Below are 25,820 nucleotides of genomic sequence, written 5' to 3' on the forward strand. Positions count from 1 at the left end.
GGGAACGACGCGACTAGTAGAGGACATGACGCAGGCCAAGCCCCCGGTGGCGCAGGATCTTTTGTGGCGGTTGGAGGCCCTGGCCTTCGATGTGGTGATCGCCTTCGCGCGGATGTTGCCGGTCGATCTCGTGTCGGATTTCGGCGCGTGGTTCTTCAAGACCGTTGGCCCGTTGACCAGCGCCCAGAAGGTGGCGGAGACGAATCTGCGCATCGCCTTTCCCGAGGCGTCAGACGCGGAGATCGCCGACCTGCTGAAGGCGCAGTGGGACAATACCGGCCGCACCTTCCTCGAACTGCTGATCATGGACCGGATCATCGGCTCGCCCGGCCGGGTCGAGATCGTAAACGGCCAACGCTTCGACGAAATCGCCGCCAACCAGGAGCCGGTGGTGTTCGTTTCGGGCCACTTCGCCAATTTCGAGGTGATGCCGGCGGCGATCGTCAATTCACCGGTGAAGTGCCAGATCACCTATCGGGCGATGAACAATCCGCATGTCGAGAAGCGGGTGCGCGATTATCGATTCCGTTACGGCGTCCGCTACTTTGCGCCCAAGGGCGGCGACGGCGCGCGCGAACTCCTGGCCGCGCTCGGGCGCGGCGAGTCGGTGGCGCTGATGAACGATCAGAAATTCAACGGCGGTGTGGCGGCGCCGTTCTTCGGCGTGACCTGCCACACCGCGCCGGGGCCCTCGCGCTTGGCGCTGCGCTTCAACACAGTGCTGCAGCCGATGTCGGTCCAGCGGGGGCGCAAGGCGCGCTTTCGAGTGGTGGTGCACGATCCGATCCACCTGGAGCACACTGGCAACACCACCGCCGACATCGACGCGGGGGTGCGCAAGATCAACGCCATGATCGAGGGGTGGGTGCGCGAACGGCCTGCGGAGTGGTTCTGGACCCACAAGCGCTGGCCGAACGAGACCTACCGGCGCAATCGCTAGGCCGCAGCCGGGCCGCGCGCCCCCACCATCAGCATCGGGTTCATGTGCCGCCCGCGCCACTTCAGCCGCCAGCACAGGTGCGGTCCGGTCGCCCGGCCGGTGGAACCGACCGCGCCGAGGCGCTGGCCGCGGGCTAGAATCTGCCCGCTGGAGACGTCGACGCTGCTGAGGTGCAGGTAGGCTGACACCAGCCCCTGGCCGTGGTCGATCATGACCAGTCCGCCCTCGAACAGCATGCCGGGATCGGCCAGCACTACGAGGCCGCCGGCGGGGGTCGACACGGGCGTACCGGTGGGAGCGGCCAGATCGATTCCGTAGTGGGGCGGGCGCGGGCGCCCGTCGATTATCCGCTGACCGCCGAAGCGCGCGGTGACCCGAAAGTCCCGCAACGGCGCGGAGAAGCCGCTCTTGAAGTCGTCGCGGTCGGTGACGCTGGCGAAGGCGGCGGCCTTGCGCTTGGTTTCGTCGGCGATCCGGGCTTCGAGCTCGGGGCTCGCCTGGCCCTGATAGACCCGTCGCAGGCCCTTGATGCGCTGAATGTCGTATTCGGCGCGGTCGATCTGCAGCTGGCGCACGACGTCGGCGCCGCGCGCGTCGATGCGCAACTGGGCGCTGGGTCCGGCGTCACGGTCGAAGCCGAGATAGAAGAACCCCTCGTCCGAGGCGCGGGTGAGCATTTGGCCGTCGAGGAACACCTTGGCGCGCGGCGAGGTGCGACCGATAGCGAAGCCGCTTTGCTGCATGCGTCCGTTCAGCGCCAGATCCGCTGCCCGAGCAGGAGCGGCGAGTGCGGCGGAGGCCAGCCCGAGAACCGCCGTGCGGCGGTTCAGCGGTACGTCAGGGATGCAGCTCTTTCCACCGCGCCAGCGCTTCGACCGGCGTGGCGTAGGCTTCCTGGAGGGCTGGGTTCCAGTAGCGAAGGGCCTCCACCGGGATCTTCACCTTCGAGACGGCGCAGATCACGTAGCGTCCCGGCTTGAGCACGACGAATTCGCCGTCGCCGTAGTGGAGCGAGGCGATATCGGAGCCGGTGAGGTCGCGGTCGTGGGCGTTCATGAGGTCTATGTAGCGCGCCGTGCGCGGCGAGAACAGGGCGTCGCGGCTAGAACAGGTCGCCCTGGTTTGACGGGGCAGGCGGCGGCTTGGGCGCACGAGCCGGCTTTGGCGCCGCCGAGGGGACCGCCGGCGGCGGGGGCGCGCTGGGCGTCCCGTCGATGGTCGCTTCGCGGCTCTGGTCGGCGAAGACCAGTTTCACGCCCTCGCCGCTGACCAGCGAGGCGCCTTCGCGCACCAGCGATCCATCCGGGCGATGCACGCGGGCGAAACCGCGCTTCAAGGGCGCGCTGGGGTCTACCGAAGCATAGAGCTTGGCGAGGCTGGAGAGCCGCTCAGCGGTGCGGTCTAGACCGCGCTCCATCGCCGGCTTCAGCCGCAGGACCAGCCGCGCGAGCCGGTCGGCGTGAACTTGCTGCGGCCGCTGGAGCAGACCGGGCGACAGCCGCGAAGAGACCCGCACCAGGTCGGTGTGATGCGCCGCGACGTTGCGCGACAGTCCCGCGCCCAGCCGGCTCGAGGCGAGGTTGAACCGCTGGGCCGCCATTTCGACCAGGTCCGGCACGCGGGCCAGCGCACGCCCGGCATGCTCGACGCGGCCGCGGCGGTCCTCGACCGTGCGTCCGCCGCAGCGGTGCAGGCGCCCCGAGAGGTCGCCGATATAGGCCTTAAGCTCGGCCAGGACCGGTGTGGCCATCTCGGCCGCGGCAGTGGGGGTCGGCGCGCGCCGATCGGAGACGAAGTCGATCAGGGTGGTGTCGGTCTCGTGTCCGACGGCCGAGATCAGCGGGATGGTCCCCGCGGCCACGGCGCGGGCCAGGGCCTCGTCGTTGAAGGCCCATAGGTCTTCGACCGAACCGCCGCCGCGGGCCACGATAAGCACGTCGGGCCGGGGCACGGGGCCGTCCGCAGCCATGGCGTTGAAGCGGGCGATGGCGTTGGCGACCTGCCCGGCGGCCGCATCGCCCTGGACCACGACCGGCCAGACGATGACCCGGCAGGGCCAGCGGTCGCGGATGCGATGCAGGATGTCGCGGATCACCGCGCCGGTCGGGCTGGTGATGACCCCGACCACGGCCGGCATGGTCGGCAGCGGACGCTTGCGCGCCTGCTCGAACAGGCCCTCGCCGTGCAGCTTGGCCTTCAGCCGCTCAAGCTGCGCCAGCAGCGCGCCGACGCCGGCGGCTTCCATGGTCTCGATGACCATCTGATAGCGCGAGCCGGCCGGATAGGTGGTGATCTTGCCGGTGACCACGACCTCCATGCCCTGCTGGGGGCGGATGGAGAGGTTCTTGACCGACCCCTTCCAGACGACGCCGTCGATGGCGGCGCGCTCGTCCTTGATGGTCAGGTATACGTGGCCGTTGGAGTGGTGAGTGACCTTCGAAAGCTCGCCGCGCAGCCGGACGAATCCGTAAGCGTCCTCGAGGGTGCGCTTCAGGGCGAAGGCCAGCTCGGAAACCGAATAGGCCTTGGCGTTGCTGTCGGTGTCGGTCGCGACGTCGGTCATAGGGCAGAGATAGCGGCGTGCGCCGTCAAAAAGAAGTTCGGGCGCGCCCGGCAGCGAAGCTGCCGCATGGCGCGCCCGGAACCCATCCCCCCGGATACTAGATGTAGCGGCGCAGCGAGCGGGCCAGTTCGTTGGCGCCGCCGCGCTTCTTGGTCTGCACCGGCTGGTAGGCGACGCGGGCGTGCTCCATGCAGTAGGGGCCCTCGTCCTGCCGGCGACCGCAGAAGGTGAAGCTGTCGCTCGACGGATCGCCGATCGGCCACTTGCACATGTGGGCGCCCAAGGTCAGCACCGTCGCGGTGCCCGGGGCTTCCTCGACGTAGCGCACCGGCGCCGGCGCCGGGGTCGGCGCGGCCGCGGCGACCGCGGTCGGCTCGGCGATGCGGCGCGGCGCGGCCGGGGCCGCGGCGGCAGGACGGGCCGGACGCGGCGCCTTGAACGCCGGGCGAGCCGGCTTCGACGGCGCGGCGCGCCCCGACAGGCCCAGGCGATGGACCTTGCCGATGACGGCGTTGCGAGTCACCCCGCCCAATTGTTTCGCGATCTGGCTGGCCGAAAGGCCGTCTTGCCAGAGTTTCTTCAGACTCTCGACGCGTTCGTCAGTCCAACCCATGTCTGGCCTCCACCCGCTTGCAAGCTTTCCCAGCGCCGCCCCCGCGGGTGGCCAGGATCTACATCTTGTGGCAGTCCGAAAGTCCGACCGCCATCAACTACTAGATATCGTAACTCATCCATTAACGGCCACAATAGGCGCCCTCAGCTTCGTCCACAGAAACCAGATATTGATTCTGTCCACAGGGTTCGCCCGAAAAGCGGCGCCGTGACGGGCGCTTGCGAAGTTCCGAAAGCGGGCGCACATCCTGGGCCATGAAGGACATGCCCGCCGCCGACGCCGTCATCCCGCCTCAGCCCCGCAACTATCACGGGTTCAATTGGGCCGGATTCGGAACCCTCTACACCCGCGAGGTGCGCCGCTTCTGGAAAGTGGGCATGCAGACCCTGGCCGCCCCGGTGGTGACGGCGCTGCTCTACATGATGGTGTTCGTGGTCGCCGTGCGTGGCGCGGCCCCGCCGATCCATGGGACGCCGTTCGCGGTGTTCGTGGCGCCGGGCCTGATCATGATGCAGGTCCTCAACAACGCCTTCGCCAACTCCTCGTCCTCGCTTCTGCAGGCCAAGTTCAACGGCTTGGTCGGCGACTTCATGACCCCGCCGCTGACGCCTGTGGAGCAGGTGCTGGCCTTCGCGCTCGGCGCGGCGACGCGCGGCGTGGTGGTCGGGGCGGTGACCTTCGCCGCGATCCTGCCGTTCGCGGCTCTGCCGATCACCCATATCTGGGCGGTGCTCTATTTCGGGATCGGCGCGGCGCTGATCCTGGGGATGCTGGGCATCATGGCCGGGCTCTGGGCCGAGAAGTTCGACCACATGGCGGTGGTCACCAACTTCATCATCATGCCCCTGACCTTCCTGTCGGGGACCTTCTACCTGGTCGACAAGCTGCCCGAGCCGTTCCGCACGGCCAGCCACTACAACCCGTTCTTCTACCTGATCGACGGCTTCCGCTACGGCTTCATCGGCCATGCGGAAGGCTCGCTGATCGCCGGGGTCGGTATGACCGCGGGCCTGGTGATCGCCTTCGCCTGCCTGTGCCTCTGGATGTTCGAGACCGGCTACAAGCTGAAGACCTGAAGCCATCCCTCCTGTCGACCTGCCAAAGCCCTCCCGTCTGGGAGGGCTTTTTCATGTTGTGCCATCCATATTGATGTTATATTGACTTACATCATGTCGGACGTACGCACATATAATTCGCGGCTGCGCCGGGAGCAGGCCGAGGCGACGCGGGAGCGGATCCTGGCGGCGATGGCCGACCTGCTGCAGGCCGAGGGCCGCGTGGAGCTGGTGACCAATCGCGCCGTCGCCGGCGCGGCGGGCGTCACCGAGGTCACCGTCTATCGGCATTTCCCGAGCCGCGACGTGCTGCTGCGCGGTCTGTGGGAGTGGCTGAACCGCCGCAACGGCGTGACGGTCGGCATGCCCGAGAGCGCCGAGGACATCGTCGCCAAGCTGCCCGCACTCTATGGGACGTTCGACGCCGCGCCGGCGCACATCGTCGCCTCCATCACCAGCCAGCAGGGCCGGGAGATGCGTGAGAGCCTCAACGAGCCGCGCCGCGCCGCTTTCCTGGCGGCGGTCGCCGAGGCGGCGCCCGACCTGCCGGCGAGCGAGCAGGAGAAAGCCGCCGCCATGCTGCAGCTGATCTATTCCGCCTATGGGTGGGTTTCGCTGCGTGAGCAGTGGGGCGTTACCGGCGAGCGGGCGGCCGATGCGGCGACTTGGGCCGCCGAAACCCTGCTGGACGATCTTCGCCGCCGCGGCGCGGCGCCTATCAAGCCCGCCGAGCGCGGGACAACCCGGAGCAAGCCATGATTGCGCATTTCTCCATTCCGGCCCGCGACACCCGCGCAACGGCCGAGCTCTTTGGAAAGATCATCGACGGCGAAGTGATGCCGTTTCCCGTCGTCCCCGGTTCATGGGTGGCGATCGCCCGCGATGGCTCCGGCGTCGGCGTTGAGGTGGTGCCGGCTGCAACCGCCCATCATCAAGGCGCGGGCGACCGCGATCCTGAGCGCGCGGCGAACGGCCCGGAAGTCATGCCTTGGGAGACCCAGATTCGCCAAGACGGCGACGATCACGCCGCAAGCGGCCTGCACGTCGCCCTGACGACGGCGCTGTCGGTGGACGAGGTGCTGGAGCTGGGGCGCGCGGCCGGCTGGCGGGCCGTGCACTGCGATCGCGGCGGGGTCTTCGATCTGGTCGAGCTCTGGGTCGACAACCGTGTGCTGGTCGAAGTGCTGCCACCCGAGGGCACGGCGCGCTATCTCGCCTTCTACAACCCGCAGGCGGCAGCCGCGATGTTCCTCGGCCCGCCGCCGGCGCCCTAGTTCTGGGGCACGCCCACGGCGATCATCTCGACGTGGTTCGGAGCGCCGCGGGTGATCACCGGCGTGTGGGTGTCGGTGATGAAGCGCAGCTTGCCGTCGACCTCGATGCGGGCAGAGACCGTATAGGTGTGGTTGGCGACGATCTGGGCGGGGTCGTAGTTTAGGGTGAACTTGTAGGGCGGCGACCCGCCGGTCAGCACCTGGGTGTCGATGATCTTGGCGGGCGCATCCATCAGCGAAGTATCTGCCAGACTGACGGTCACGGTTGCTGTCGGCGGCAGCATGATCCGTTCACGATAGAGCACCGAGCCGGTGACCTGCCCCTTGGCGACCGGGGCGGGGGCGGTGCTGGCGCACCCGGCGATGGCCAGGGCCGCGAGCGGAGCCAGAGCGTAGAGAGTCTTCATCCGGGGCCTCCTCGACGAAAAACGTGGCCAAACATGGACCCCTGCGACCGAGTGGTCCATGAAGCTTCACAGAAGCGGTCATTGACAGACCGGCGTTCCCAGCGGAAAACGCCAAGCCTTCCAGTCCCCGCCGCCGTCGCTGCGGGGACGCTTACGTTTTCGGAGGGCGATCCCCGTGACTGAAAAGACCGCGCAACAAGCCGCGACCGTTCCCAGCGACCACATCATGGGCGTCTACAACCGCGCCCCGCTGGCGTTCGAACGAGGCGAGGGCGCGCGCCTGTTCACCACGGACGGTGACGCCTATCTCGACTGCATGGCCGGCATCGCGGTGAACGCGCTGGGCCACTCGAACCCGAAGCTGGTTCAAGCGGTCAAGGATCAGGCTGAGAAGCTCTGGCACGTCTCCAACGTCTTCAAGATCCCGGGCCAGGAAAAGCTGGCCAAGGTGCTGACCGACGCCACCGGCCTGGACGAGGTGTTCTTCACCAATTCCGGCGCCGAGGCGATCGAGTGCGCCATCAAGACCGCGCGCAAGTATCACTGGGCCAAGGGCCAGCCGGAGCGGATCGACATCATCGGCTTTGACGGCTCGTTCCACGGCCGCACGCTGGCGGCGGTCAACGCCTCGGGCAACGCGGCCTATCTCGAAGGCTTCGGCCCGCGCATGCCGGGCTTCGTACAGCTGCCGTTCGGCGACATGGACGCGCTGAAGGCCGCCGTCGGCCCGACCACCGCGGCGATCATCGTCGAGCCGGTGCAGGGCGAGGGCGGGGCCCGCGCCCTGACCGAGCATCAGCTGCAGGCGATGCGCCAGCTCTGCGACGAGACCGGCACGCTGCTGATCCTCGACGAGATCCAGTGCGGCCTCGGCCGCACCGGCAAGCTTTTCGCCTGGGAATGGGCTGCGGGCGTGAAGCCGGACATCGTGGCCCTGGCCAAGGCGCTGGGCGGCGGCTTCCCGGTCGGCGCCTGCGTGACCTCGGCGGCGGCGGGCGCTGGCATGACCGTCGGCTCGCACGGCTCCACCTACGGCGGCAACCCGCTGGCCATGGCGGTGGCTCTCGCCTCGATGGAAGAGCTGTCCAAGCCCGAGCTTATGGACCATGTTCGTGAGCTGGCCGGCTACTTCACCCAGCAGTTCAACGGTCTCAAGGACCGCTATCCGGACGTCGTGCTCGACATCCGCGGCAAGGGCCTGCTGATCGGCTTGAAGCTCGCCACCAACAACCGCGAGTTCATGCAGCACGCGCGCGACCAGCATCTGCTGATCGCCGGCGGCGGCGACAACTGCGTGCGCCTGCTGCCGCCGCTGACCCTCACTCTCGAAGAGGCCCGCGAGGCGGTGGAGAAGCTCGACCGCGCCTGCGAAGCCGCTCGCGCCAAGGCCAAAGCCGCCGCCTGATCCATAGACCCGCTCATTCCCGGCGCGGCCGGGAACCCATCCTGAGCACCGCCGCCCGTCGCCGCTGACTGCGGACGCGGGCGGCTTGGAGGGATCCAATGTCCCCGAGACACTTTGTCGACCTCTGGAAGATCGAAGCTTCCGACCTGCGCGCCATCCTAGATGACGCCAAGGCGCGCAAGGCCGCGCGCCGCGGCTGGCCGCAGGGGCGCCCCGACGGCGACGCCCCGTGCCGTGAGCGCACGCTGGCGATGATCTTCCAGAAGAACTCCACCCGCACCCGCTTCTCGTTCGACGCGGCCATGCGCCAACTCGGCGGCGACGTCATCATCTCCACGGCCAACGACATGCAACTCGGCCGCGGCGAGACCATCGAGGACACCGCCAAGGTGCTCTCGCGCATGGTCGACGCGATCATGCTGCGCGCCAATAGCCACGAGGACGTCGAACGGCTGGCCTACGCCTCCACCGTTCCGGTCATCAATGGCCTCTCGGACAAGGGACATCCCTGCCAGATCATCGCCGACCTGATGACCTTCGAGGAGCATCGCGGCCCGGTGACCGGCAAGACCCTGGCCTGGGTCGGCGACGGCAACAACGTCTGCTCCAGCTTCATCCACGCCGCGCCCAAGCTGGGCTTCAAGCTGAACATCGCCAGCCCGGCGCTGTATCATCCGGACCTGATGGACTTGGCTCGCGCCGCCGACCTGCAGGGCCAGGTGTTCACCACCGACGACCCGCGCGAAGCCGTTCGCGGCGCCGACTGTGTGATCACCGACACCTGGGTCTCGATGGGCGACGTCGATCACGCCGAGCGGATGGAGGCGCTGGAGCCCTATCAGGTCGACGGCGACCTGATGTCGCTGGCCGCCAAGGACGGGGTGTTCCTGCACTGCCTGCCCGCCCACCGCGGCGAGGAAGTCACCGACGACGTCATCGATGGTCCGCAGTCGCTGATCTGGGACGAGGCGGAGAACCGCATCCACGCTCAGAAGTCGATTCTCGCCTGGTGCTTCGGGGCGATCTAACCGCGACAAGGGGAGGCGGCGGCTGAAGCTCGCAACTTCGGCCGCGCCTCCCTATATGCCGCCACCATGTCCGACACCGTCATGAACGCCATCCCCGACGACATCGTCGCCCCCTTCCAGATCGAAGGCGAAGCCGTGCGCGGCCGCCTGGTCCGGCTGGGCCCGGCGGTGCACGAAATCCTCTCCGGCCACGCCTATCCGGAGCCGGTCGCCAACCTGCTGGGCGAAGCCTGCGCGCTCGCCGCGCTGGTCGGCTCCAGCCTGAAGTTCGACGGCCGGCTGATCGTCCAAGCCCAGGGCGACGGCCCGGTACGCTATGTGGTGGTCGACTACGACACCAGCGGCGCCCTGCGCGGCTATTGCCGATACGACGAGGAAGAGGTCGCCAAGCTGACGACCGGCTTCGTGCGCCCCGGCGCCAAGAGTCTGCTGGGTGGCGGCGTGTTCATCATGACTGTGGACCAGGGCCCGGACATGGACCGCTACCAGGGCGTCACGGCGATCGAGGGCGAGACCCTGGCGCTCTGCGCCGAACAGTACTTCGCCCAGTCCGAGCAGACCCCGACCCGCGTGCGCCTGGCCGTGGGCCAGGCCGACGTCGGTCAGGGCCCGCAATGGCGCGCCGGCGGCATGCTGATCCAGAACATCGCCGAGGACGACGCCCGCGGCTCGACCACCGAAGCGTGGGTCCGCACCCAGGCGTTCTTCGAGACGATCGGTGAGGACGAACTGCTCGATCCGACTATTTCGGCCGAAACCCTGCTGTTCCGCCTGTTCCACGAAGACGGCGTGCGGGTGTTTGAACCTAAGTCGCTGCAGGCCTTCTGCCGCTGCTCGCAGGACCGCATAGAGACAGTTCTCAAGTCGTTCGGCGAGGACGAGCGCGCCGACATGGTCGAGGACGACGGTCAGATCCGGGTCACCTGCGAGTACTGCTCGCGGGTCTACGCGATCGATCCGGCCGGACTGGCCTAACACCAGGCTGGCCTCCGGCCGCCGCCGACGCGACTATGGCGTCATGCACGACGCCGACCGCGAATTTGACGAACTGGCCGCCCTGACCGGCGCGCTGCTTAGTGCGCTGGAGGCGCTTGCCTTCATCGGTCGGCGGCTGAACCCGCCGGATCTGCCTGCGCTGCTGGCCGCGGTCGGAACCCCGGAGGATGCGCTGCGTGAGTCCCTTCAGCGGATGGCCGCCTGGCAGGGCCAGGTGGTGGCGCTCCGTGAGCCGCTCGAGGAAGCCGGCCTCGCCGTGACGTCAGGCTTCGAGGAGCTTCGTGCGGGCGTCGCAGCCGGCGATGTGATGCAAGCGTTCCGGGGCCTGCGCCATGCCCCCAGGGCTCAGGAGGCGCTCTATCCCCTGGCCGGCCTGCTGCCGCCCGTGAACCGCTTCTTCCTGGAGCCCGGGGTGCGCGGGGATACGGCGTTGCAGGCCCGCTTTCATGCGCCTGCGCCTCACACCGGCGTCATGCATGCGGGGGGCGAGCCTGGCGCGCGTGGGGCGTTCTCGCTCTACGTGCCAGAGTATTACACGGCAGACCGCACTTGGCCGCTGGTGGTTGCGTTGCACGGCGGGTCCGGGAACGGCCGCGCCTTTCTGTGGAGCTGGCTGCGGGCCGCCCGCAGCCGCGGCGCGATCGTGGTCGCGCCCACGGCCGCCGGCCAGACCTGGGCGCTGACGGGCCCCGACTTCGACACGCCCAACCTGGCGCACATCGTCGGCGAGATCGGCGCGCGGTGGAACCTGGACCGCCGCCGCCTGCTGCTCACCGGCATGAGCGACGGCGGCACCTTCAGCTATGTGAGCGGGCTAGAGCCGACCTCGCCGTTCACGCACCTCGCGGCCGTCGCGGCCGCCTTCCATCCGATGCTGGCCCAGGCGGCCGACGGGGATCGTCTGCGCGGGCTGCCGATCCAGGTCGTGCACGGCGCGCGCGACTGGATGTTTCCGGTCGACATGGCGCGCGCCGCGGTCGACGCCTTGGAGGCCGCCGGCGCCGACGTCGCCTATCGAGAGATCGAAGATCTCGCCCACACCTATCCGGTAGAGATGAGCGGCCATATCCTCGAATGGCTCGCGCTTACGCCGCGTCCAGCGCCCGGCTGACGTCGCGGGTGAGGTCGCCGGCGCCTTCCAGGCCGACGCTCATGCGCACCCAGCCCTCGTTCAATCCGATTTCCAGGCGCTCGGGCTCGGGCATCGAGCGGTGTGTCGTGGTGCAGGGGTGAGTGGCCATCGACTTGGCGTCGCCGAGGTTGTTGGAGATGTCGACGATCTCCAGCGTGTCCAGGAACCTCCAGGCCGCCTCGCGGCTGCCAAGGTCGAAGGCCACGACGTTGCCGCCGCCGGTCATCTGGTTGGCGATGATCGCCGCCTGCGGGTGGTCGGGACGGCCCGGATAGAGCACAGTCTTGGCCTTGGAATGGGCGGCGATGACGTCGGCGATCTTGGCCGCGTTCTGAGCCTGGCGGGTGACGCGCAGCTCCAGCGTCTCCAGGCCCTTGAGCAGGACCCAGGCGTTGAACGGCGACAGCGCCGGCCCGGTGTGGCGCAGGATGTCCTTGTAGGACTCAGTCATCAGCGGTTCGGCGCCCAGGATCGCGCCGCCCAACACCCGGCCCTGGCCGTCGATGTGCTTGGTGGCCGAATAGACGACGATGTCGGCGCCCAGGGCCAACGGCTTCTGGAAGACCGGGGTGGCGAATACATTGTCGACCACCAGTTTGGCGCCGGCCGCGTGGGCGATCTCGGCGACTGCGCCGATGGCGGTCACTTCCAGCAGCGGGTTGGCCGGGCTTTCGACCAGGAACGCCTTGGTGTTGGGGCGGACGGCGTTCTTCCACGCGTCCAGGTCGGTGGCGTCGACATAGGTCACCTCGACGCCGAAGCGCGGCATCCACTCCGACAGGATCCAGCGGCAGGAGCCGAACAGCGCCCGCCCGGCCACGATGTGGTCGCCGGCCCGCACCAGGCCCTGCAGGGCCACGTGCACGGCGGCCATGCCCGAGGCGGTCGCCTTGCAGGTCTCGGCGCCTTCCAGCAGCGCGAGGCGGTCCTCGAACATCTGTGTCGTCGGGTTGCCGAAGCGCTGGTAGATGAAGCCCGGCTCCTCGCCGGAGAAACGCTTGTCAGCGGCGCCGGCGCTCTCGTACGAAAAGCTCTGGGTTAGGAACAGCGCCTCGGAAATCTCTCCGTAGGGCGTGCGCACCATGCCGCCGCGCACCAGCTTGGTCTCGAGTTCCCAATCGCGCGTGTCTTCGGCCATGGCGGTTCCTTTCAGCTTAGGCTGGGGGTTCTAAACCTCGACCTGGGCCTTCGCCACCAGTGAAAATCTGCCGCAGCTTGCAGCCAGGCCGGTGCGAAGCCTTGCCAGACTCGTGGCGGGCGGCGAGTGTCGCGGCGATGAGCGAAGCCCCCGGTATCCTGCCTTCCCAGTCCATTGATGACCTGATCGCCGCGGGCGCCATCACGTCCTCCCGTCCGTTCGACGCCGACCAGGTGCAGCCGGCCAGCCTCGACCTGCGCCTCGGCGCGCGGGCCTGGCGGGTGCGCGCATCGTTCCTGCCGGGCCTCGGCCGCACGGTGCCCCAGCGCATCGAGGACGTGGCGATGCACGAGCTCGACCTGACCAAGGGCGCGGTGCTCGAAAAGGGCTGCGTCTATATCGCCGAACTGCAGGAGGCCCTGGCGCTGCCGAAGGGCATTTCGGCTCGTGCCAATCCCAAGAGCTCGACCGGCCGGGTCGACGTGTTCGTGCGGCTGCTGACCAACAATTCCGTCGCCTTCGACGATGTCGCCGAGGGCTATGCCGGCCCCACCTTCATCGAGATCGCCCCGCAGACCTTCTCGATCCTGGTGCGCACGTCCACGCGCCTCAATCAGCTGCGCCTCAAGCGCGGCGAGCCGCCGAAGCTCCAGGTCCGCAGCGTCGGGGTCGACCTCTCAGACGGCGTCGCGGGCTTCCGGGCCCGCCGTCACGCCGGCGTGGTGGACATGGACCATGTCGACGGCCACGACCCCAAGGACTTCTGGGAGCCGCTGATCCCGCGCCGCGGCGAACTGCTGCTCGATCCAGGCGAATTCTACATCCTGGCCTCGAAGGAAGCGGTCGAGATCCCGGTGATGGAGGCGGCGGAGATGACCCCGATCGACCCGTCGGTCGGAGAGTTCCGGGTCCACTACGCCGGCTTCTTCGATCCCGGTTTCGGCACCGAGGAGGCGGGCGGCGTCGGCTCGCGCGGCGTGCTCGAGGTGCGCAGCCACGAGACCCCGTTCCTGCTCGAGGACGGCCAGACCGTCGCTCGGCTGGTTTATGAACCGCTGACCGCAAAACCTGCCCGTCTCTACGGCGAGGGCGGGTCTCACTATCAGCGCCAGGGTCTCAAGCTCTCCAAGCATTTCCGGGTCTGGCGCTAGGCGCTTGTGCTATGCTGGCCGCCTGCGCCCAGCAGTCGATCTACTTCGAGGGCCCACCGCTCCGCCAAGCCGGCCGACGGCAAAGACGTCTGAGCGCGCCCGCGCGACGGTCCGGCGCTGGATCGAAGCGGGCTCCGGCGCGGCCCGTCCTTGACCGCTGCGCCTGCGCGCGCCAAACGCTCGCGCATGAACATCCTCCTCGTCGGCTCGGGCGGGCGCGAACACGCCCTGGCCTGGAAGATCGCGGCCTCGCCGCTGGTGAAGCGTCTGGTAATGGCTCCGGGCAATCCGGGCATGGCCTCGCTGGGTGAACTGCGGCCGCTCAAGGTCACTGACGTTCCCGCCCTGGTCGCGCTGGCCAAGGAGATCGCCGCCGACCTGGTAGTCATCGGCCCGGAGACCGCGGTCGAGGCCGGGCTGGCCGATGCGTTGAATGCGGCCCAAATCCCGTGCTTCGGGCCCGTGGCCGCGGCCGGCCAGCTGGAATCGTCCAAGGCCTTCGCCAAGGCCTTCACCGACCGTCACGGCCTCCCGACCTCCGGCTACAAGGTCTGCGAAACCGCAGAGGCCGGTAAGGCCGCGCTCGACGCCTTCAGCCCACCCTACGTAATCAAGGCGGACGGTCTGGCCGCCGGTAAGGGCGTCGTGATCGCCCAGGACCGCGCCGAAGCTGAAGCCGCCATCGACGACGCCTTGGGCGGTCGTTTCGGCGCCGCCGGGGCCCGCGTGGTGATCGAAGAATTCCTCGAAGGCGAAATCGGCTCGCTGTTCGCGCTCTGCGACGGCAAGGACTCCATCGTCTTTGGCGGCGTCCAGGACCACAAGCGCGCCTATGACGGCGAGCTTGGTCCCAACACCGGCGGCATGGGCACCTACTCGCCCGCCCCGGTCTTCACGCCGGAACTGATCGAGCAGGTCCGTACGCGGCTGGCCGCGCCCGCCTTCGCCGGCATCGCCGCGGAAGGCGCCCCGTACAAGGGGGTGCTGTTCGTCGAGCTGATGGCCACCAAGGACGGTCCCAAGCTCGTCGAGTTCAACGTTCGCTTCGGCGACCCGGAATGCCAGGTGCTGATGCTGCGCCTGGAAAGCGATCTGGTTCCCTATCTCGTCGCCTGCGCCAACGGCACGCTGGGCCAGATGCCGCCACCGGTCTGGCGCGCTGAGTCTGCGATCTGCGTCGTGCTGGCCGCCGACGGCTATCCGGAAAGCCCGGTCACCGGCTCGATCATCCGCGGCGCCGAACAGGACTTCGGGCCAGAGGTGGTGGTCTTCCACGCGGGCACCTCGCGCGACGCCGACGGGACCCTGCGCGCTTCGGGCGGGCGGGTGCTGAATGTCTGCGCCCTCGGGGCGACCCTGCAGGAGGCCCGAGACAGGGCCTATGCGGCGGTGGCGAAGATCGACTGGCCTGGCGGCTTCCACCGCACTGACATCGGCTGGCGGGCGCTCACCGCTCGCTGACGGTTCCCGCGGCGGAACGGCTTGCTCGCCATGCCTTGGCCTCGGTATGGTGGTTCAAACAAGTGTACGAACCGCCGAGGGAACCGCCATGTCCGACACCGCCGAGCAGCAGCGCGAACAGCTCAACAGCGGGACTAAGGAGGTCGCGGAGTCCCATCGCTTTGACGAGGCCGCCCTGGCCGCCTGGATGCAGGCCAATGTCGAGGGTTATGCCGGGCCGCTGGAAGTGCGTCAGTTCAAGGGCGGTCAGTCGAACCCGACCTACCAGCTGATCACCCCGACCAAGAAGTACGTCATGCGGCGCAAGCCGCCGGGCAAGCTGCTGCCGTCGGCTCACGCGGTCGACCGCGAATACAAGGTGATCACGGCGCTCTATCCGACCGGCTTCCCAGTGGCGCGCTCATACGGCCTGTGCACCGACGACAGCGTCATCGGCACCATGTTCTACGTGATGGACATGGTCGAAGGCCGCATCCTCTGGGACCAGCAGCTGCCGCAGTACGAGCCGGCCGAGCGCCATGCGATCTTCATGGCCAAGATCAACACCCTGGCCGACCTGCACAACACCGACTACCAGGCCATCGGCCTCGGCGACTACGGCAAACCCGGGAACTATATGGGCCGGCAAGTCGACCGCTGGACCAAGCAGTACAAGGCGTCGGAAACCGTCCATATCGAGGAGATGGAGCGGCTGATCGAGTGGCTGCCCAAGACCCTGCCCGAGCAGGAGCGCACCTCGATCGTCCACGGCGACTACCGCCTGGACAACATGGTCATCCACCCGACCGAAGCGCGCGTGATCGCGGTGCTCGACTGGGAACTGGGCACGCTCGGCGAGCCGCTTGCCGACTTCACCTACCTTCTGATGAACTGGGTCAACGGCACGATCTCGCAGCTACCGGATCTGAAGGCGCACGGCATCCCGACCATCGAGGAAGCGGTCGAGGCCTACTGCGCCCGCACCGGTCGCTCGGGCCTGCATCACCTCGACTGGTTCCTGTCCTACAACATGTTCCGCCTGGCAGGGATCTGCCAGGGCATCGTCGGCCGGGTCCGCGACGGCACGGCCAACAGCCCGCAGGCCGCGGCGATGGCCGAACGGGTGCCGCTGCTGGCCAAGTCGGCCTGGGACTACGCCCAGCGGGCGGGGGCCTAGCAACCGTCTCCGCGGCGTGCGAAGAGGGCGATCGGCCGATCGCCCAACGTCCGAGTACGGAGCCCCATGACCGAGCTTACCGGCGCACCAGAAGTCGTGCGCGAACGGCCTCCGATCTGGCGTCGTCGCCCTTGGCAGTTTGCTGCCGGCGCGCTGCTCGCGATGGCCGCCGTGATCGTCTTCATGGTCTGGTCGCTACCGCTCGGGCGGGCGTTGGAGCCCTTGCCTGACCCGACGCTGGTGCTGGTCACCGCCGACGGCAAACCGTTCGCCCGGCGCGGCTCGTACAAGGAGCAGCCGGTCGATGCGACCAAGCTGCCCAAGTATGTCCCCGGCGCGTTCATCGCCATCGAGGATCGGCGCTTTTACAGCCATTTCGGCATTGATTTGAAGGCCTTGACCCGCGCTCTCCAGCGCAACGTCTCGGCTGGCGAGGTCCAGCAGGGCGGCTCGACCATCACCCAGCAGCTAGCGAAGAACGCCTTTCTCAGCAACAAGCGCAGCCTGCGCCGCAAGGCTCAGGAAGCGATGATCGCGCTCTATCTTGAGGCGCGGCTGTCGAAGGACGAGATCCTCTCGCGCTACCTCTCGACCGTGTACTTCGGTGACGGGGTGTTTGGCCTGCGGGCCGCCGCGCGCCACTACTTCGACAAGACGCCCGAAACGCTCTCGATCGGCGAGGCCGCGATGCTGGCCGGCATGGTCAAGGCGCCCTCGCGCCTGGCGCCGACCGAGGACCTTGAGGCGGCCCGCGCCAGGGCCAGGATCGTCGTCGCGGCGATGGCTGAGCAGGGCGTCATAACGCCGCAGCAGGCCCGCGGCGTGCGCCCGGCCAGCGTCCGCTCGGGCCGCGAGAAGCTGCCCGTCGGCTCCTATTTCGCCGACTGGGTTTCGTCCCAGGCCCGCGAGGCGTTCGAGGCCGCCTATGGCGAAGTGATGGTCCCGACGACACTGGATTCGGTCCTGCAGGACCGCGCCGAAGAGATCGTCAGCACCGCTCTGAAGCGCCACGGCGGCTATCTGCACGCCACTCAGGCGGCGCTCGTCGCCATGCGCCCGGACGGCCGGGTGATCGTGATGGTCGGCGGCGACGACTACAAGACCAGCCAGTTCAATCGCGCCGCCGACGCTCAGCGCCAGCCGGGCTCGGCCTTCAAGCTCTTCGTCTACCAGGCGGCCCTGCGCCAGGGCATGACGCCGGACAGCCTTATCCTCGACGCGCCGGTCACCATCGCCGACTGGTCGCCGAAGAACCACGAAGGCCACTACGCCAACCGAGAGATCCGCCTGCGTAATGCTTTCGCCGGCTCGTCCAACGTGGCGGCCGCGCGTCTGGCCCAGCAGGTCGGCCGCGGGGCGATCATCAAGGCCGCCGAGGATATGGGCCTGCACTCGCAGTTCCCGCCCGACCTGACGCTGGCGCTCGGCACCGCGCCGACGACGCTGCTCGACCTGACGGCGGCCTATGCCGGCGTCGCGGGCGGCCGCTATCCGGTGACGCCCTACGGCGTGATCCAGGCCCGCAAGCCCGCGGCGCACGAACTGCCGGCCAAGGAGCGCGACGGCCTGCGCGACATGCTGCGTGCGGCGGTCACCTTCGGCACCGCCAACGGCGGCAACGTCTCGCCGTACGCCTACGGCAAGACCGGCACGACCCAGGACTACCGGGACGCGCTCTATCTCGGCTACGTCGGGGATCTCGTGATCGGCGTCTGGGTCGGCAACGACGACAACAGCCCGATGAACGGCGTGGCCGGCGCCGGCCTGCCGGCCGAGATCTGGCGCGACTTTGCGCGGTTCGCGATGAGCAAGGGCGTGGTGCGGGCCAACGGCCGCCAGATCGGTCTGGCCCCGGTCGCGCCGCCCGCGGTCGAGGCGCCGGAACTGACGATCGACGATCTGATGCCGGTGGAGCCGACCGACCCGGTCGCGACGCCGGCCGAGCCCGCGCCGGCGCCCGCGCCGACTCCGCCGCAGCAGCCGGCCCAGCAGCCCGTTCAGCCGATCTTCTAGCGGTACGGCGCGATCAGGCGTTCGAGCGCGGCTTCGTCCTCGAACACCGCCCGCACGGGCCAGGCCTTGGCGCGCTCGCGCCAGGCCGGCGGCAGGCGCACCCAGTCCTTCTCGGTGGTGACGAGGCCGGCGTCGAAGATCTCGGCGCGGCCCTCGATGAGCTTCAGAGCGGCGGCGTCATAGGCGAAGTGGTCGGGGAACGGCACGAAGTCGACCAGTTCGCAGCCGGCCGCCTTCAGCGCCCGCTCGACCTTCCAGGGCATGCCGATGCCGGCGAAGCCCACCTGCGGCCCCGGCGGAGGCGGCTCCGCCGGTTCCAGGCGCGCGATCAGCACCGGCTTGGCGACGAGCGCGGCCAGCAGTTCCGGGTCTGGCTGCGCCAGGTCGGCCGGCAGCATGACGATCACCGCGTCGGCTCGCGCCAGCCCGACCGCCAGCGGCTCGCGCAACGGTCCGGCCGGGAACACCGACCCGTCGCCCAGCGGCCAGACGTTGTTGCGGGTCTCGCCGTCGACGACGACCAGCGACAGGGTCTTCTTTAAGCGTGGGTTCTGATGGCCGTCGTCCATGACGATCGCGCTCGCTCCAGCCGCGACGGCGGCCAGCGCGCCGGCGGCCCGGTCGCGGGCCACCCAGATCGGCGCATCCGCAGACAGCATCAGCGGTTCGTCGCCGACCTGTGCAGCGGTGTGGCGGATGGGATCGACCCGCAGCGGGCCGCGCTCGGACCCGCCATAGCCGCGCGACAGGCCGTGCGCGTCGGGCAGGCGGCGCAGCAGCTCGCGAACGACCGGCGTCTTGCCCGAACCGCCGACGGTCAGGTTGCCGACGCAGATCACCGGCGCGCCGGGATCGACGGGTTCGGCCTCGGCGATACGCCGTGCCGTGACCGCCGCCCAAGCCCAGGAGACAGGCTTCAGCAGGGCGCGGGTGATCGGGGCCGGCGCGCCCTCGCGGGCGTACCACCAGCGCGGCGTGGAGAGCTTCATGCGGGCAGCAGGGGCTTGAGCAGGGCCAGCGCCTCGTCCAGGGCCGCGCCCTGGCGTTCGGCGTAGGCGAGGGCGGCGCGGCCGATCCGCGGCGCGATCAGCGGCTCGTTCAGCAGACCTCGCAGGTCGCGCGCCAAGGCGGCCTGATCAGCGCAGCTGATCGCCGCGACGCGCTCGAACATCTCCTCATAGGTCGAGGCGGCGTTGAAAACATCGGGGCCAGTGAGGATCGGAACGCCGAGCCGGGCCGGCTCCAGCGGATTGTGGCCGCCAATCCCGGGCACGAAGCTGCCGCCCATCACCGCGACGTCGCAGGCGCGGAAGAACACGCCCATCTCGCCCAGGGTGTCGGCGACATATGCCGTGGTCGCCTCGGTCAGCGGCTCTCCCGCAGCACGTCGGGCCGTCCGGTAGCCCGCTCGCGTTAGCAGGGCGGCCACCGCCTCGCCACGGTCGGGGTGGCGGGGCGCGACGATCAGCAGCGCGCCGGTCCCGGCGGCCGCGCGGGCGACGATCTCGTCCTCGCCCGGATGGGTGCTGGCGGCCAGCACGACGCGGCGCCCGCCGATCGCGGTCTTCAGACGCTCGAGCTCGGCCGGATCGGCGGGCAGCGCCTCGCCGATATTCTTGAGATTGAGGTGCGGGCCGGTGGCCGCGCCAAGGGTCCGCAGTCGCGCTTCGGTGTCGTCATCCTGCGGCAGGACGAGGTCGAAGGCGCTTAGCAGCGCCCGGGCGGCGCCCGGCGCGCGGCCCCAGCCGTCGGCGCTGGCCTGGGTCATGCGGGCCGAGATCAGCGCCTGCTTTGCGCCGCGGGCCTTCGCGCCGAGGATCAGGTTCGGCCAGAGCTCGCTCTCGACCTGGATGGCGGCGTCGGGGCGCCAGTGATCGAGAAAGCGTCGCACGGCTCCCGGCGCATCGACCGGCGCGTACTGGTGAATGGCGCCTGGCGGCAGGCGCTTACCGAGCAACTCGGCTGAGGTGCGGGTGCCCGAGGTGACCAGCAAAGTCAGGCCAGGCCGGGCCAAGGCCTGGGCCAGCGGCAGCAATGACAGGCTCTCGCCGACGCTGACGCCGTGCAGCCAGACCAGCGGTCCGGGCGGGCGGGGGACGCCGGCGCGCCCGAGACGCTCGCCGATGCGGGCCGGGTCTTCCTTGCCGCGAGCGGCGCGCCGGCGCAGCAGGCTGGGCGCCAGCGGTTCGGCCAGCCCGGTGGCGGCGGCGTAGAGCGCGAGGGAGAGCGGACGCAAGGGCCGGCTCAGATCGCGTGGGCGCTGGCGAGCCGGCAGGCCGCCGAGTGGCCCGTCTCGACCTGCAGGGTCGCATGGCCGATGCCGAACTTGTGGGCCAGACCCTCGCAGGCGGCGTGCAGGAAGTCGTCGCCGTCGATGTTATCCGGACGGGTGACATGGGCGGTCATCGCCGTCTCGGTGGTGCTCATCGCCCAGACGTGCAGGTCGTGCACCTCAGTCACGCCGGGCCGGGCCAGCAGCCAGGTGCGCACCGCCTCGACGTCCAGCCCGCGCGGAGCCGCGTCTAGGGCGAGGTCGACGGAGTCGCGCAACAGCGCCCAGGTGCCGATGACGATGACGGCGGCGATCAATAGGCTCAGCGCCGGGTCGATCCACAGCAGGCCGGTCAGCGCGATCGCGCCGGCCCCGATCACCACGGCCAGCGAGACAGCCGCGTCGGCGGCCATGTGCAGGAAGGCGCCGCGGATGTTGAGGTCCTCGTGCCCTTTCATGAACATCAGCGCCGTGGCGGTGTTGATCACGACCCCGATCGCGGCGACGGCCATGACCGGCCAGGTGGCGATGGGGGCGGGCTCGGTGAACCGGTGAACGGCTTCGGACACGATCACCCCGACGGCGACCAGCAGCAGCACGGCGTTGGCCAGCGAGGCGAGGATCGTCGCCTTGCGCAGGCCGTAGGTGCGGCGCGAGGTCGGCGCCGATTTGGCGAGGATGGTCGCGCCCCAGGCCAGCAGCAGGCTCAGCACGTCCGATAGATTGTGGCCGGCGTCGGCCAGCAGCGCCAAAGAGCCCGACCAGATGCCGACGGCGGCCTCGGCCAGGACGAAGGCGAAATTCAGCCCGACGCCGATCGCAAAGGCGCGTCCGAAGTCCTTGGGCGCGTGACTGTGACCGCCAGGACCATGGGCGTGGCCGTGCGCATGACCATGGCTGTGCGCGTGGTCGTGCGCGCCATGATCGTGGTCGTGATCATGGTCGTCGTGCCGATGGTTGTGACGGTCGTGCGCCATGACCCTATGTGTCACCCTGGCGCGGAAGGATCAACGCCGCCCGACCAGGGCCTCGGCCCGCTGGGTGGTCGCCGTCAGCTTGGCCGACAGATCCGCGATCAGGGCGGCGATCTCGGCCTCGCCGGCGTCGGCGGGCACATAGAATGGGCCATCCCAGGCGGTCGCGCCGCGGCCGAACGGCCATGCGAAGGTGACCTTGTCCCAGGTGTCGAGCAAGATGGCCGGCGAAACCGCCAGGCCCATCAGGTAGATCGGCGCGCCGGTCTTGCGGGCGATCTGCAGGGAGCCGGGCGCGATCACCTCGGCCGGACCGCGCGGACCATCCGGCGTCACGATCAGGACCCCGCCGTCATTGACCCAGTTCATCGCTTCGCGGATCGCCGCGACGGCTTGGCGGGCCTTGGTGGTGTCGCCCTTCTTGGCGGAGGAGGTGCGGATGGCCGGAAAGCCGGCCCGCGACAGCGCCTGGGCGATGAACTCGCCGTCGGCGGACGGGGAGACCATGCAACGCACCTTGTCGCGCCGCCACCAGACGGGCGCCAAGCCCAGGCACAGTGGGATGCTGCCGTGCCAGAAGAGCGCCACCGCGGGTTTGCCGTCCTGCAGGATCGGCTCCACGCAGGCTAGGTTGTCGTGCGTCCAACGCCGGCTCTTCAGCGTGACGACCAGGTGCAGCCACAGCAGCCAGCTCAGGAACGTCTGGACGCCGGGGTTACGCAACAGGTTTTTCAAAGCGCAGCTTCCATGTCGAGGTCCTGGCTCTTGGCCAGCCGGGCGTAAAGGCCCCGCCTTTTGATCAGGCTCGCATGGTCGCCGGTTTCAACGACCTTGCCTTTCTCGATGACATAGATGCGGTCGGCGCCGCGGACGGTCGACAGCCGATGCGCGATCAGGATCGTGGCGCGTCCATGCATCAGTCGCGACAGCGCCATCTGGACTTGGGCCTCGCTCTCAGTGTCAAGCGCGCTGGTGGCCTCATCCAGCAGCAGGATCGGAGCGTTCTTGAGGAAGGCGCGGGCGATCGCGATGCGCTGGCGCTGGCCGCCGGACAGCCGCGCGCCGGCCTCGCCGACCAGGGTGTCGTAGCCGTCGGGCAGGGCGTTGATGAACTCGTGCGCGGCGGCGGCCTTGGCCGCTTCGATCACCTGCTCCTGCGTGGCGCCGGGCCGGGCATAGGCGATGTTGGCGCGGATGGTTTCGTCGAACAGGAACGGCTCCTGGGTGACCAGGGCGACGTGGTCGCGCAGCGAGGCCAGGGTCACGTCGCGCACGTCAACGCCGTCGATCGTCACTTTGCCGCTGCTGGCGTCGTAGAAGCGCGGAATCAGGTTGAGGATCGTGGTCTTGCCGCCGCCGGACGGGCCGACCAGGGCGACGGTCTCGCCGCGGCGAACCTCGAAGCTGACGCCTTGCAGCGCGGGGCGATCCTCGGCGCCGTAGGCGAAGCCGACATCCTCGAAGGCGACGGTGCCGTCGGTGATCACCAGCGGCTTGGCGCCGGGGCGTTCGCGGACCTCGGGTTCGACGTCGAGCGCGGCGAACAGCCGACGGGCGGCCGACAGCCCCTCAGCCATCACGGTCTGCAGGTTGGCGAGCTGGCGCAGCGATTGCGACGCCAGCCCCAGGGCGCCGATGAAGGCGACGAAGGCCCCGACGTTCATGCCGCCTGACTGCGAACGCCAGCCGGCATAGGCGATGACGCCGGCGGTGATCAGGGTCATCAGGGTTTCGGTCGCTGGCGCGGCGCGCGCGCGCGCGTTGGCGCCCTTGACCAGGAACTTCTGACGGCGCTTGACGACCTCCGCGACACGCTCTTCCTCGTAGGCTTCGCGGTTCTCGATCTTCACGACCCGCACGCCGTCGAGGCTCTCCATGATCGCGGTCGAGAGCGCCGAGGTCTCGGCCATGGCGCCCTTGGTGGCCTTGACCGTTCGTTTGGAGAACCGGCGCATGACCCAGGTTGAGAGCGGCGCGGCCACCACCAGGGTCAGAGAGAGCACCGGGTCGTTGCTGACCATAACAATGATCGCCCCGATCACGGTCAGCAGGTGCTGGGTGTAGTTGATGACGCCTGCCGTCGCGGCCTCGCGGATCAGGCCCGCGTCGTAGAGCACGGAGGAGACGAACGATCCAGTGTGACCGGCCCGCAGCCGCGCCAGATCGGCGCGCACAAGCTTGCCGAACAGCTGCACCTGGACCTGGCCGACGACCTCATTGCCGATGCGGTTGACCTGAGTCGCCTGGATCACCTGCGACAGGCCGCGGGCCAGCGCGAGACCGGCGATAGTCAGCGGCACCGCCAGCAGGGTTCCGGGCTTGTGGTTGACCAGCAGGTCGTTGATAGCCGGCTCCAGAATCTGGATCAGGCTGGCGCTCAGATAGGCCACCGCGATGGCCGCGATCATGGCCACGGTCCAGCCCTTCCAGCGCGGCGCCATGTAAACGCGCGCGATACGGGCGACGACGGCGCGGGTGGAAAGTTCGGCGGCGGGCTCGCTCATCGGTCCTGGGGTCGGCTCTCGGCGCGGGGAAGTCAAGAAGGCGTCTTGGCCCGACGCAAAGGCGGCATATGGTGTCGGTCCGGGTGAAACCGAGGGGCGCCGCCGATCCAGGCCCGGTATGACGGGCGCAGCGGCGATCCGCACCCCATATGGAGACTGTTATGCGCACCGTCGCATTCGCCTTGGCCCTTGCGCTCGCACCGGCGGTCGCCGCCGCGCAGCCGACGCCGGCCGCGCCCGCAGCGCCTGTCGCCAAGCCGGCCGCCCCGACGCCCGCCAAGGCCGCATCCGCGACGCCGCTGGTCAAGGTTGCGCCTGTCTCAACGACGGTCGCGACGCCGCCGGCCGCGCCCCCGACCGTGCTTGGCGGCGAGCCGGAGCTGTCGCGGGCTCAGAACATCGCGATCGCCAAGTCGATCGCTGCGCTGAAGACGCCCGAGGAACGGCGCCTGGCGAACAAATGGAGCAATACCAAGAAGGTCGCGGAGGTGATCTGCCGGCCCGCCGCTTTGCCGGCGCTGAAGAAGCAGGTGCCCAACGCCGACCGGGTGTTCTTGGGCACCGACGATCCCAAGACCCTGACCCTGGTCAGCACCCGCAGCCTGACGGGCGCGGGGCAGGTGCGCTCGGGTTCGGCCTGGCGCGACTTCACCTTCACTTGCGCCTTGATGCCCAGCAGCGGCAAGGTCGCTGGCTTCACCGCTGTGCTGAAGCCGTGACCTAGGACCAGACGTCGCGCCTGGCTTCCGCTGCCGCCTCGAACCGCCTATCTAGGCGCGCGCAATGCAGGAAGCTCGCTTGGCCGATTTCGACCTCACCACGCCCAAGGGGCGCATCGCCGCCCTTCTGGACTATCTCTGGAAGGATCACGCCTACCTGCGCCTGGGCTTCTCCAACGCCCACTGGATCAGCGACGAGCTGGTGCGCACCAATCAGCCGTGGCCCCATCAACTGGCCGAGTGGAAGAAGCGCGGCATCAAGACGGTGATCAATCTGCGCGGCGGGTTCGACGCCAGCTTCCATGCGCTGGAGAAGGACGCCTGCAAGCGCCTGGGCCTGAAGATGGTCGACTTCACCATCACCTCGCGCGAGGTGCCTAGCCGCGCGCGCGTGCATGGCGCCAAGGAACTGTTCGAGACGATCGAGTACCCGGCGCTGATGCACTGCAAGTCCGGCGCGGATCGGGCCGGCATCATGAGCGTGTTCTACATGCACTTCCGCAAGGGCCTGCCGATCCGCGAAGCCCTGGACCAGTTGCACATCCGTTACCTGCATGTGAAGCAGGGCAAGACCGGGGTGCTGGATTACACCTTCGAGCGCTATCTGGCCGAGGGCGAGCCCAAGGGGCAGAGCTTCCTGGATTGGGTCGACAGTCCGGCCTACGACGAGGCGGCGATCAAGGCAGACTTCCGCGCCCAGATGTGGGGCCGGCTGCTCACCGAAGGCATCCTGAAGCGCGAATAGCCTCCCCCGAGGAGGAGGCTGCACGTCCGCTCTAATCGTCCTGCGGATCCTTGTCGGGATCGAGCAGCTTGTGGGCGTGGATCACGAAATAGCGCATGAGCGCGTTGTCGACGGTTTCCTGCGCCTTGCGGCGCCAGGCGGCGACCGCCTCGCCGTGGCTGGCATAGGCGCCGACAAGGTCGATCTTGGTAAGATCACGGAACGTGTTGTGCTCCAGATCCTCAAGTTCTCCGCCGATGACTAGGTGTAGAAGCTGCTTCTCGGGCATGATGTT

The 25,820-nt window shown here is 68.9% G+C and carries 26 protein-coding genes; 14 read left to right on the forward strand and 12 right to left on the reverse strand.

The genetic code is table 11. From position 1 onward, the window contains the following. Window positions 1-25 precede the first annotated feature (25 nt). Entirely contained in the window at window positions 26-940 is a 915-nt protein-coding gene (locus tag GGQ61_RS09545; RefSeq protein WP_183771865.1) for a lysophospholipid acyltransferase family protein, read from the forward strand. Here the strand turns inward: GGQ61_RS09545 and GGQ61_RS09550 are convergent. The 4 genes from GGQ61_RS09550 to gcrA all read right to left on the reverse strand — a co-directional run bounded on the left by GGQ61_RS09550 (window position 937) and on the right by gcrA (window position 4,116). Beyond that, window positions 937-1,683 (reverse strand): M23 family metallopeptidase, encoded by a 747-nt coding sequence (locus GGQ61_RS09550; RefSeq protein WP_183771866.1) that lies wholly within the window; start codon window positions 1,681-1,683, stop codon window positions 937-939. The genes GGQ61_RS09545 and GGQ61_RS09550 overlap by 4 nt on opposite strands. A 94-nt stretch (window positions 1,684-1,777) precedes the next feature. Beyond that, window positions 1,778-1,996 carry a DUF2093 domain-containing protein gene (locus tag GGQ61_RS09555; RefSeq protein ID WP_183771867.1) on the reverse strand — a complete coding sequence of 73 codons (219 nt, stop codon included), beginning with the start codon at window positions 1,994-1,996 and terminating at the stop codon, window positions 1,778-1,780. Between the two features lie 46 nt (window positions 1,997-2,042). Then, window positions 2,043-3,503: an exodeoxyribonuclease VII large subunit gene (xseA, locus tag GGQ61_RS09560; RefSeq protein ID WP_183771868.1), complete on the reverse strand. Its 1,461-nt coding sequence runs from the start codon at window positions 3,501-3,503 to the stop codon at window positions 2,043-2,045. Between the two features lie 97 nt (window positions 3,504-3,600). Further along, window positions 3,601-4,116, reverse strand: a complete 516-nt coding sequence (gene gcrA / locus GGQ61_RS09565) for a cell cycle sigma 70 cofactor GcrA (RefSeq protein ID WP_183771870.1) — start codon at window positions 4,114-4,116, stop codon at window positions 3,601-3,603. 254 nt (window positions 4,117-4,370) lie between these two features. On the opposite strand from gcrA, the gene GGQ61_RS09570 reads away from it, so the two are divergent. From GGQ61_RS09570 to GGQ61_RS09580, 3 genes are all read left to right on the forward strand, one after another. After that, a complete protein-coding gene (locus GGQ61_RS09570; protein ID WP_183771872.1) occupies window positions 4,371-5,192 on the forward strand; it encodes an ABC transporter permease in 822 nt (273 codons plus the stop codon). Between the two features lie 93 nt (window positions 5,193-5,285). After that, window positions 5,286-5,930: a TetR/AcrR family transcriptional regulator gene (locus GGQ61_RS09575; RefSeq protein ID WP_183771874.1), complete on the forward strand. Its 645-nt coding sequence runs from the start codon at window positions 5,286-5,288 to the stop codon at window positions 5,928-5,930. Beyond that, a complete protein-coding gene (locus tag GGQ61_RS09580) occupies window positions 5,927-6,445 on the forward strand; it encodes a hypothetical protein (RefSeq protein WP_183771875.1) in 519 nt (172 codons plus the stop codon). Before GGQ61_RS09575 ends, GGQ61_RS09580 begins: the two co-directional genes overlap by 4 nt. Here the strand turns inward: GGQ61_RS09580 and GGQ61_RS09585 are convergent. Beyond that, window positions 6,442-6,852, reverse strand: coding sequence for a YbaY family lipoprotein (locus GGQ61_RS09585; protein WP_183771876.1), 411 nt, complete (start codon window positions 6,850-6,852; stop codon window positions 6,442-6,444). The genes GGQ61_RS09580 and GGQ61_RS09585 overlap by 4 nt on opposite strands. A 226-nt stretch (window positions 6,853-7,078) precedes the next feature. Here GGQ61_RS09585 and GGQ61_RS09590 point away from each other — a divergent pair, with 226 nt between their 5' ends. The 4 genes from GGQ61_RS09590 to GGQ61_RS09605 all read left to right on the forward strand — a co-directional run bounded on the left by GGQ61_RS09590 (window position 7,079) and on the right by GGQ61_RS09605 (window position 11,392). After that, a complete protein-coding gene (locus tag GGQ61_RS09590) occupies window positions 7,079-8,257 on the forward strand; it encodes an aspartate aminotransferase family protein (protein WP_183772468.1) in 1,179 nt (392 codons plus the stop codon). 98 nt (window positions 8,258-8,355) lie between these two features. After that, complete coding sequence (gene argF, locus GGQ61_RS09595; RefSeq protein WP_183771877.1) at window positions 8,356-9,285, forward strand: ornithine carbamoyltransferase; 930 nt, start codon at window positions 8,356-8,358, stop codon at window positions 9,283-9,285. A 66-nt stretch (window positions 9,286-9,351) separates the two neighbouring features. After that, the gene (locus GGQ61_RS09600; protein ID WP_183771878.1) at window positions 9,352-10,260 is read left to right on the forward strand and encodes an Hsp33 family molecular chaperone; all 909 of its coding nucleotides are present in this window, start codon (window positions 9,352-9,354) and stop codon (window positions 10,258-10,260) included. Window positions 10,261-10,303: 43 nt separating this feature from the next. Then, on the forward strand, window positions 10,304-11,392 hold the full coding sequence (locus GGQ61_RS09605) for a carboxylesterase family protein (RefSeq protein WP_183771879.1): 1,089 nt from the start codon (window positions 10,304-10,306) through the stop codon (window positions 11,390-11,392). On the opposite strand, the gene metZ is transcribed toward GGQ61_RS09605, so the two are convergent. Then, window positions 11,367-12,551 carry an O-succinylhomoserine sulfhydrylase gene (gene metZ, locus GGQ61_RS09610; RefSeq protein ID WP_183771881.1) on the reverse strand — a complete coding sequence of 395 codons (1,185 nt, stop codon included), beginning with the start codon at window positions 12,549-12,551 and terminating at the stop codon, window positions 11,367-11,369. The genes GGQ61_RS09605 and metZ overlap by 26 nt on opposite strands. A 137-nt stretch (window positions 12,552-12,688) precedes the next feature. Between metZ and GGQ61_RS09615 the strand changes: the two genes are divergently transcribed. From GGQ61_RS09615 to GGQ61_RS09630, 4 genes are all read left to right on the forward strand, one after another. Beyond that, window positions 12,689-13,702 carry a 2'-deoxycytidine 5'-triphosphate deaminase gene (locus GGQ61_RS09615; RefSeq protein ID WP_183771882.1) on the forward strand — a complete coding sequence of 338 codons (1,014 nt, stop codon included), beginning with the start codon at window positions 12,689-12,691 and terminating at the stop codon, window positions 13,700-13,702. 186 nt (window positions 13,703-13,888) lie between these two features. After that, window positions 13,889-15,163 carry a phosphoribosylamine--glycine ligase gene (gene purD, locus GGQ61_RS09620; RefSeq protein WP_183771884.1) on the forward strand — a complete coding sequence of 425 codons (1,275 nt, stop codon included), beginning with the start codon at window positions 13,889-13,891 and terminating at the stop codon, window positions 15,161-15,163. Between the two features lie 88 nt (window positions 15,164-15,251). Beyond that, a complete protein-coding gene (locus GGQ61_RS09625; RefSeq protein ID WP_183771890.1) occupies window positions 15,252-16,319 on the forward strand; it encodes a phosphotransferase family protein in 1,068 nt (355 codons plus the stop codon). A gap of 66 nt (window positions 16,320-16,385) precedes the next feature. Next, a complete protein-coding gene (locus GGQ61_RS09630) occupies window positions 16,386-18,332 on the forward strand; it encodes a transglycosylase domain-containing protein (protein WP_183771892.1) in 1,947 nt (648 codons plus the stop codon). On the opposite strand, the gene lpxK is transcribed toward GGQ61_RS09630, so the two are convergent. The 5 genes from lpxK to GGQ61_RS09655 are packed head-to-tail and all read right to left on the reverse strand — an operon-like array spanning window position 18,329 to window position 24,082. After that, window positions 18,329-19,321 carry a tetraacyldisaccharide 4'-kinase gene (lpxK, locus tag GGQ61_RS09635; RefSeq protein ID WP_183771895.1) on the reverse strand — a complete coding sequence of 331 codons (993 nt, stop codon included), beginning with the start codon at window positions 19,319-19,321 and terminating at the stop codon, window positions 18,329-18,331. The genes GGQ61_RS09630 and lpxK overlap by 4 nt on opposite strands. After that, the gene (locus GGQ61_RS09640; protein WP_183771897.1) at window positions 19,318-20,568 is read right to left on the reverse strand and encodes a 3-deoxy-D-manno-octulosonic acid transferase; all 1,251 of its coding nucleotides are present in this window, start codon (window positions 20,566-20,568) and stop codon (window positions 19,318-19,320) included. The genes lpxK and GGQ61_RS09640 overlap by 4 nt, the downstream gene beginning before the upstream one ends. Before the next feature lie 8 nt (window positions 20,569-20,576). After that, window positions 20,577-21,581: a cation diffusion facilitator family transporter gene (locus tag GGQ61_RS09645; RefSeq protein ID WP_183771899.1), complete on the reverse strand. Its 1,005-nt coding sequence runs from the start codon at window positions 21,579-21,581 to the stop codon at window positions 20,577-20,579. Window positions 21,582-21,611: 30 nt separating this feature from the next. Further along, on the reverse strand, window positions 21,612-22,301 hold the full coding sequence (locus GGQ61_RS09650) for a lysophospholipid acyltransferase family protein (RefSeq protein WP_183771901.1): 690 nt from the start codon (window positions 22,299-22,301) through the stop codon (window positions 21,612-21,614). Window positions 22,302-22,309: 8 nt separating this feature from the next. Then, window positions 22,310-24,082 (reverse strand): ABC transporter ATP-binding protein, encoded by a 1,773-nt coding sequence (locus GGQ61_RS09655; RefSeq protein WP_183771903.1) that lies wholly within the window; start codon window positions 24,080-24,082, stop codon window positions 22,310-22,312. Window positions 24,083-24,243: 161 nt separating this feature from the next. Between GGQ61_RS09655 and GGQ61_RS09660 the strand changes: the two genes are divergently transcribed. Together GGQ61_RS09660 and GGQ61_RS09665 are read left to right on the forward strand one after the other, a co-directional pair. Next, a complete protein-coding gene (locus GGQ61_RS09660; protein ID WP_183771905.1) occupies window positions 24,244-24,801 on the forward strand; it encodes a hypothetical protein in 558 nt (185 codons plus the stop codon). Between the two features lie 79 nt (window positions 24,802-24,880). Then, window positions 24,881-25,546 carry a fused DSP-PTPase phosphatase/NAD kinase-like protein gene (locus GGQ61_RS09665; RefSeq protein WP_183771906.1) on the forward strand — a complete coding sequence of 222 codons (666 nt, stop codon included), beginning with the start codon at window positions 24,881-24,883 and terminating at the stop codon, window positions 25,544-25,546. Window positions 25,547-25,577: 31 nt separating this feature from the next. Here the strand turns inward: GGQ61_RS09665 and GGQ61_RS09670 are convergent, their stop codons facing one another. Next, window positions 25,578-25,814 carry a DUF4170 domain-containing protein gene (locus tag GGQ61_RS09670; RefSeq protein ID WP_183771908.1) on the reverse strand — a complete coding sequence of 79 codons (237 nt, stop codon included), beginning with the start codon at window positions 25,812-25,814 and terminating at the stop codon, window positions 25,578-25,580. Window positions 25,815-25,820 lie beyond the last annotated feature (6 nt).

Origin of the sequence: Phenylobacterium haematophilum, assembly GCF_014196295.1 — a bacterium.
In the GTDB taxonomy this organism is placed as follows: Bacteria; Pseudomonadota; Alphaproteobacteria; order Caulobacterales; family Caulobacteraceae; genus Phenylobacterium; species Phenylobacterium haematophilum.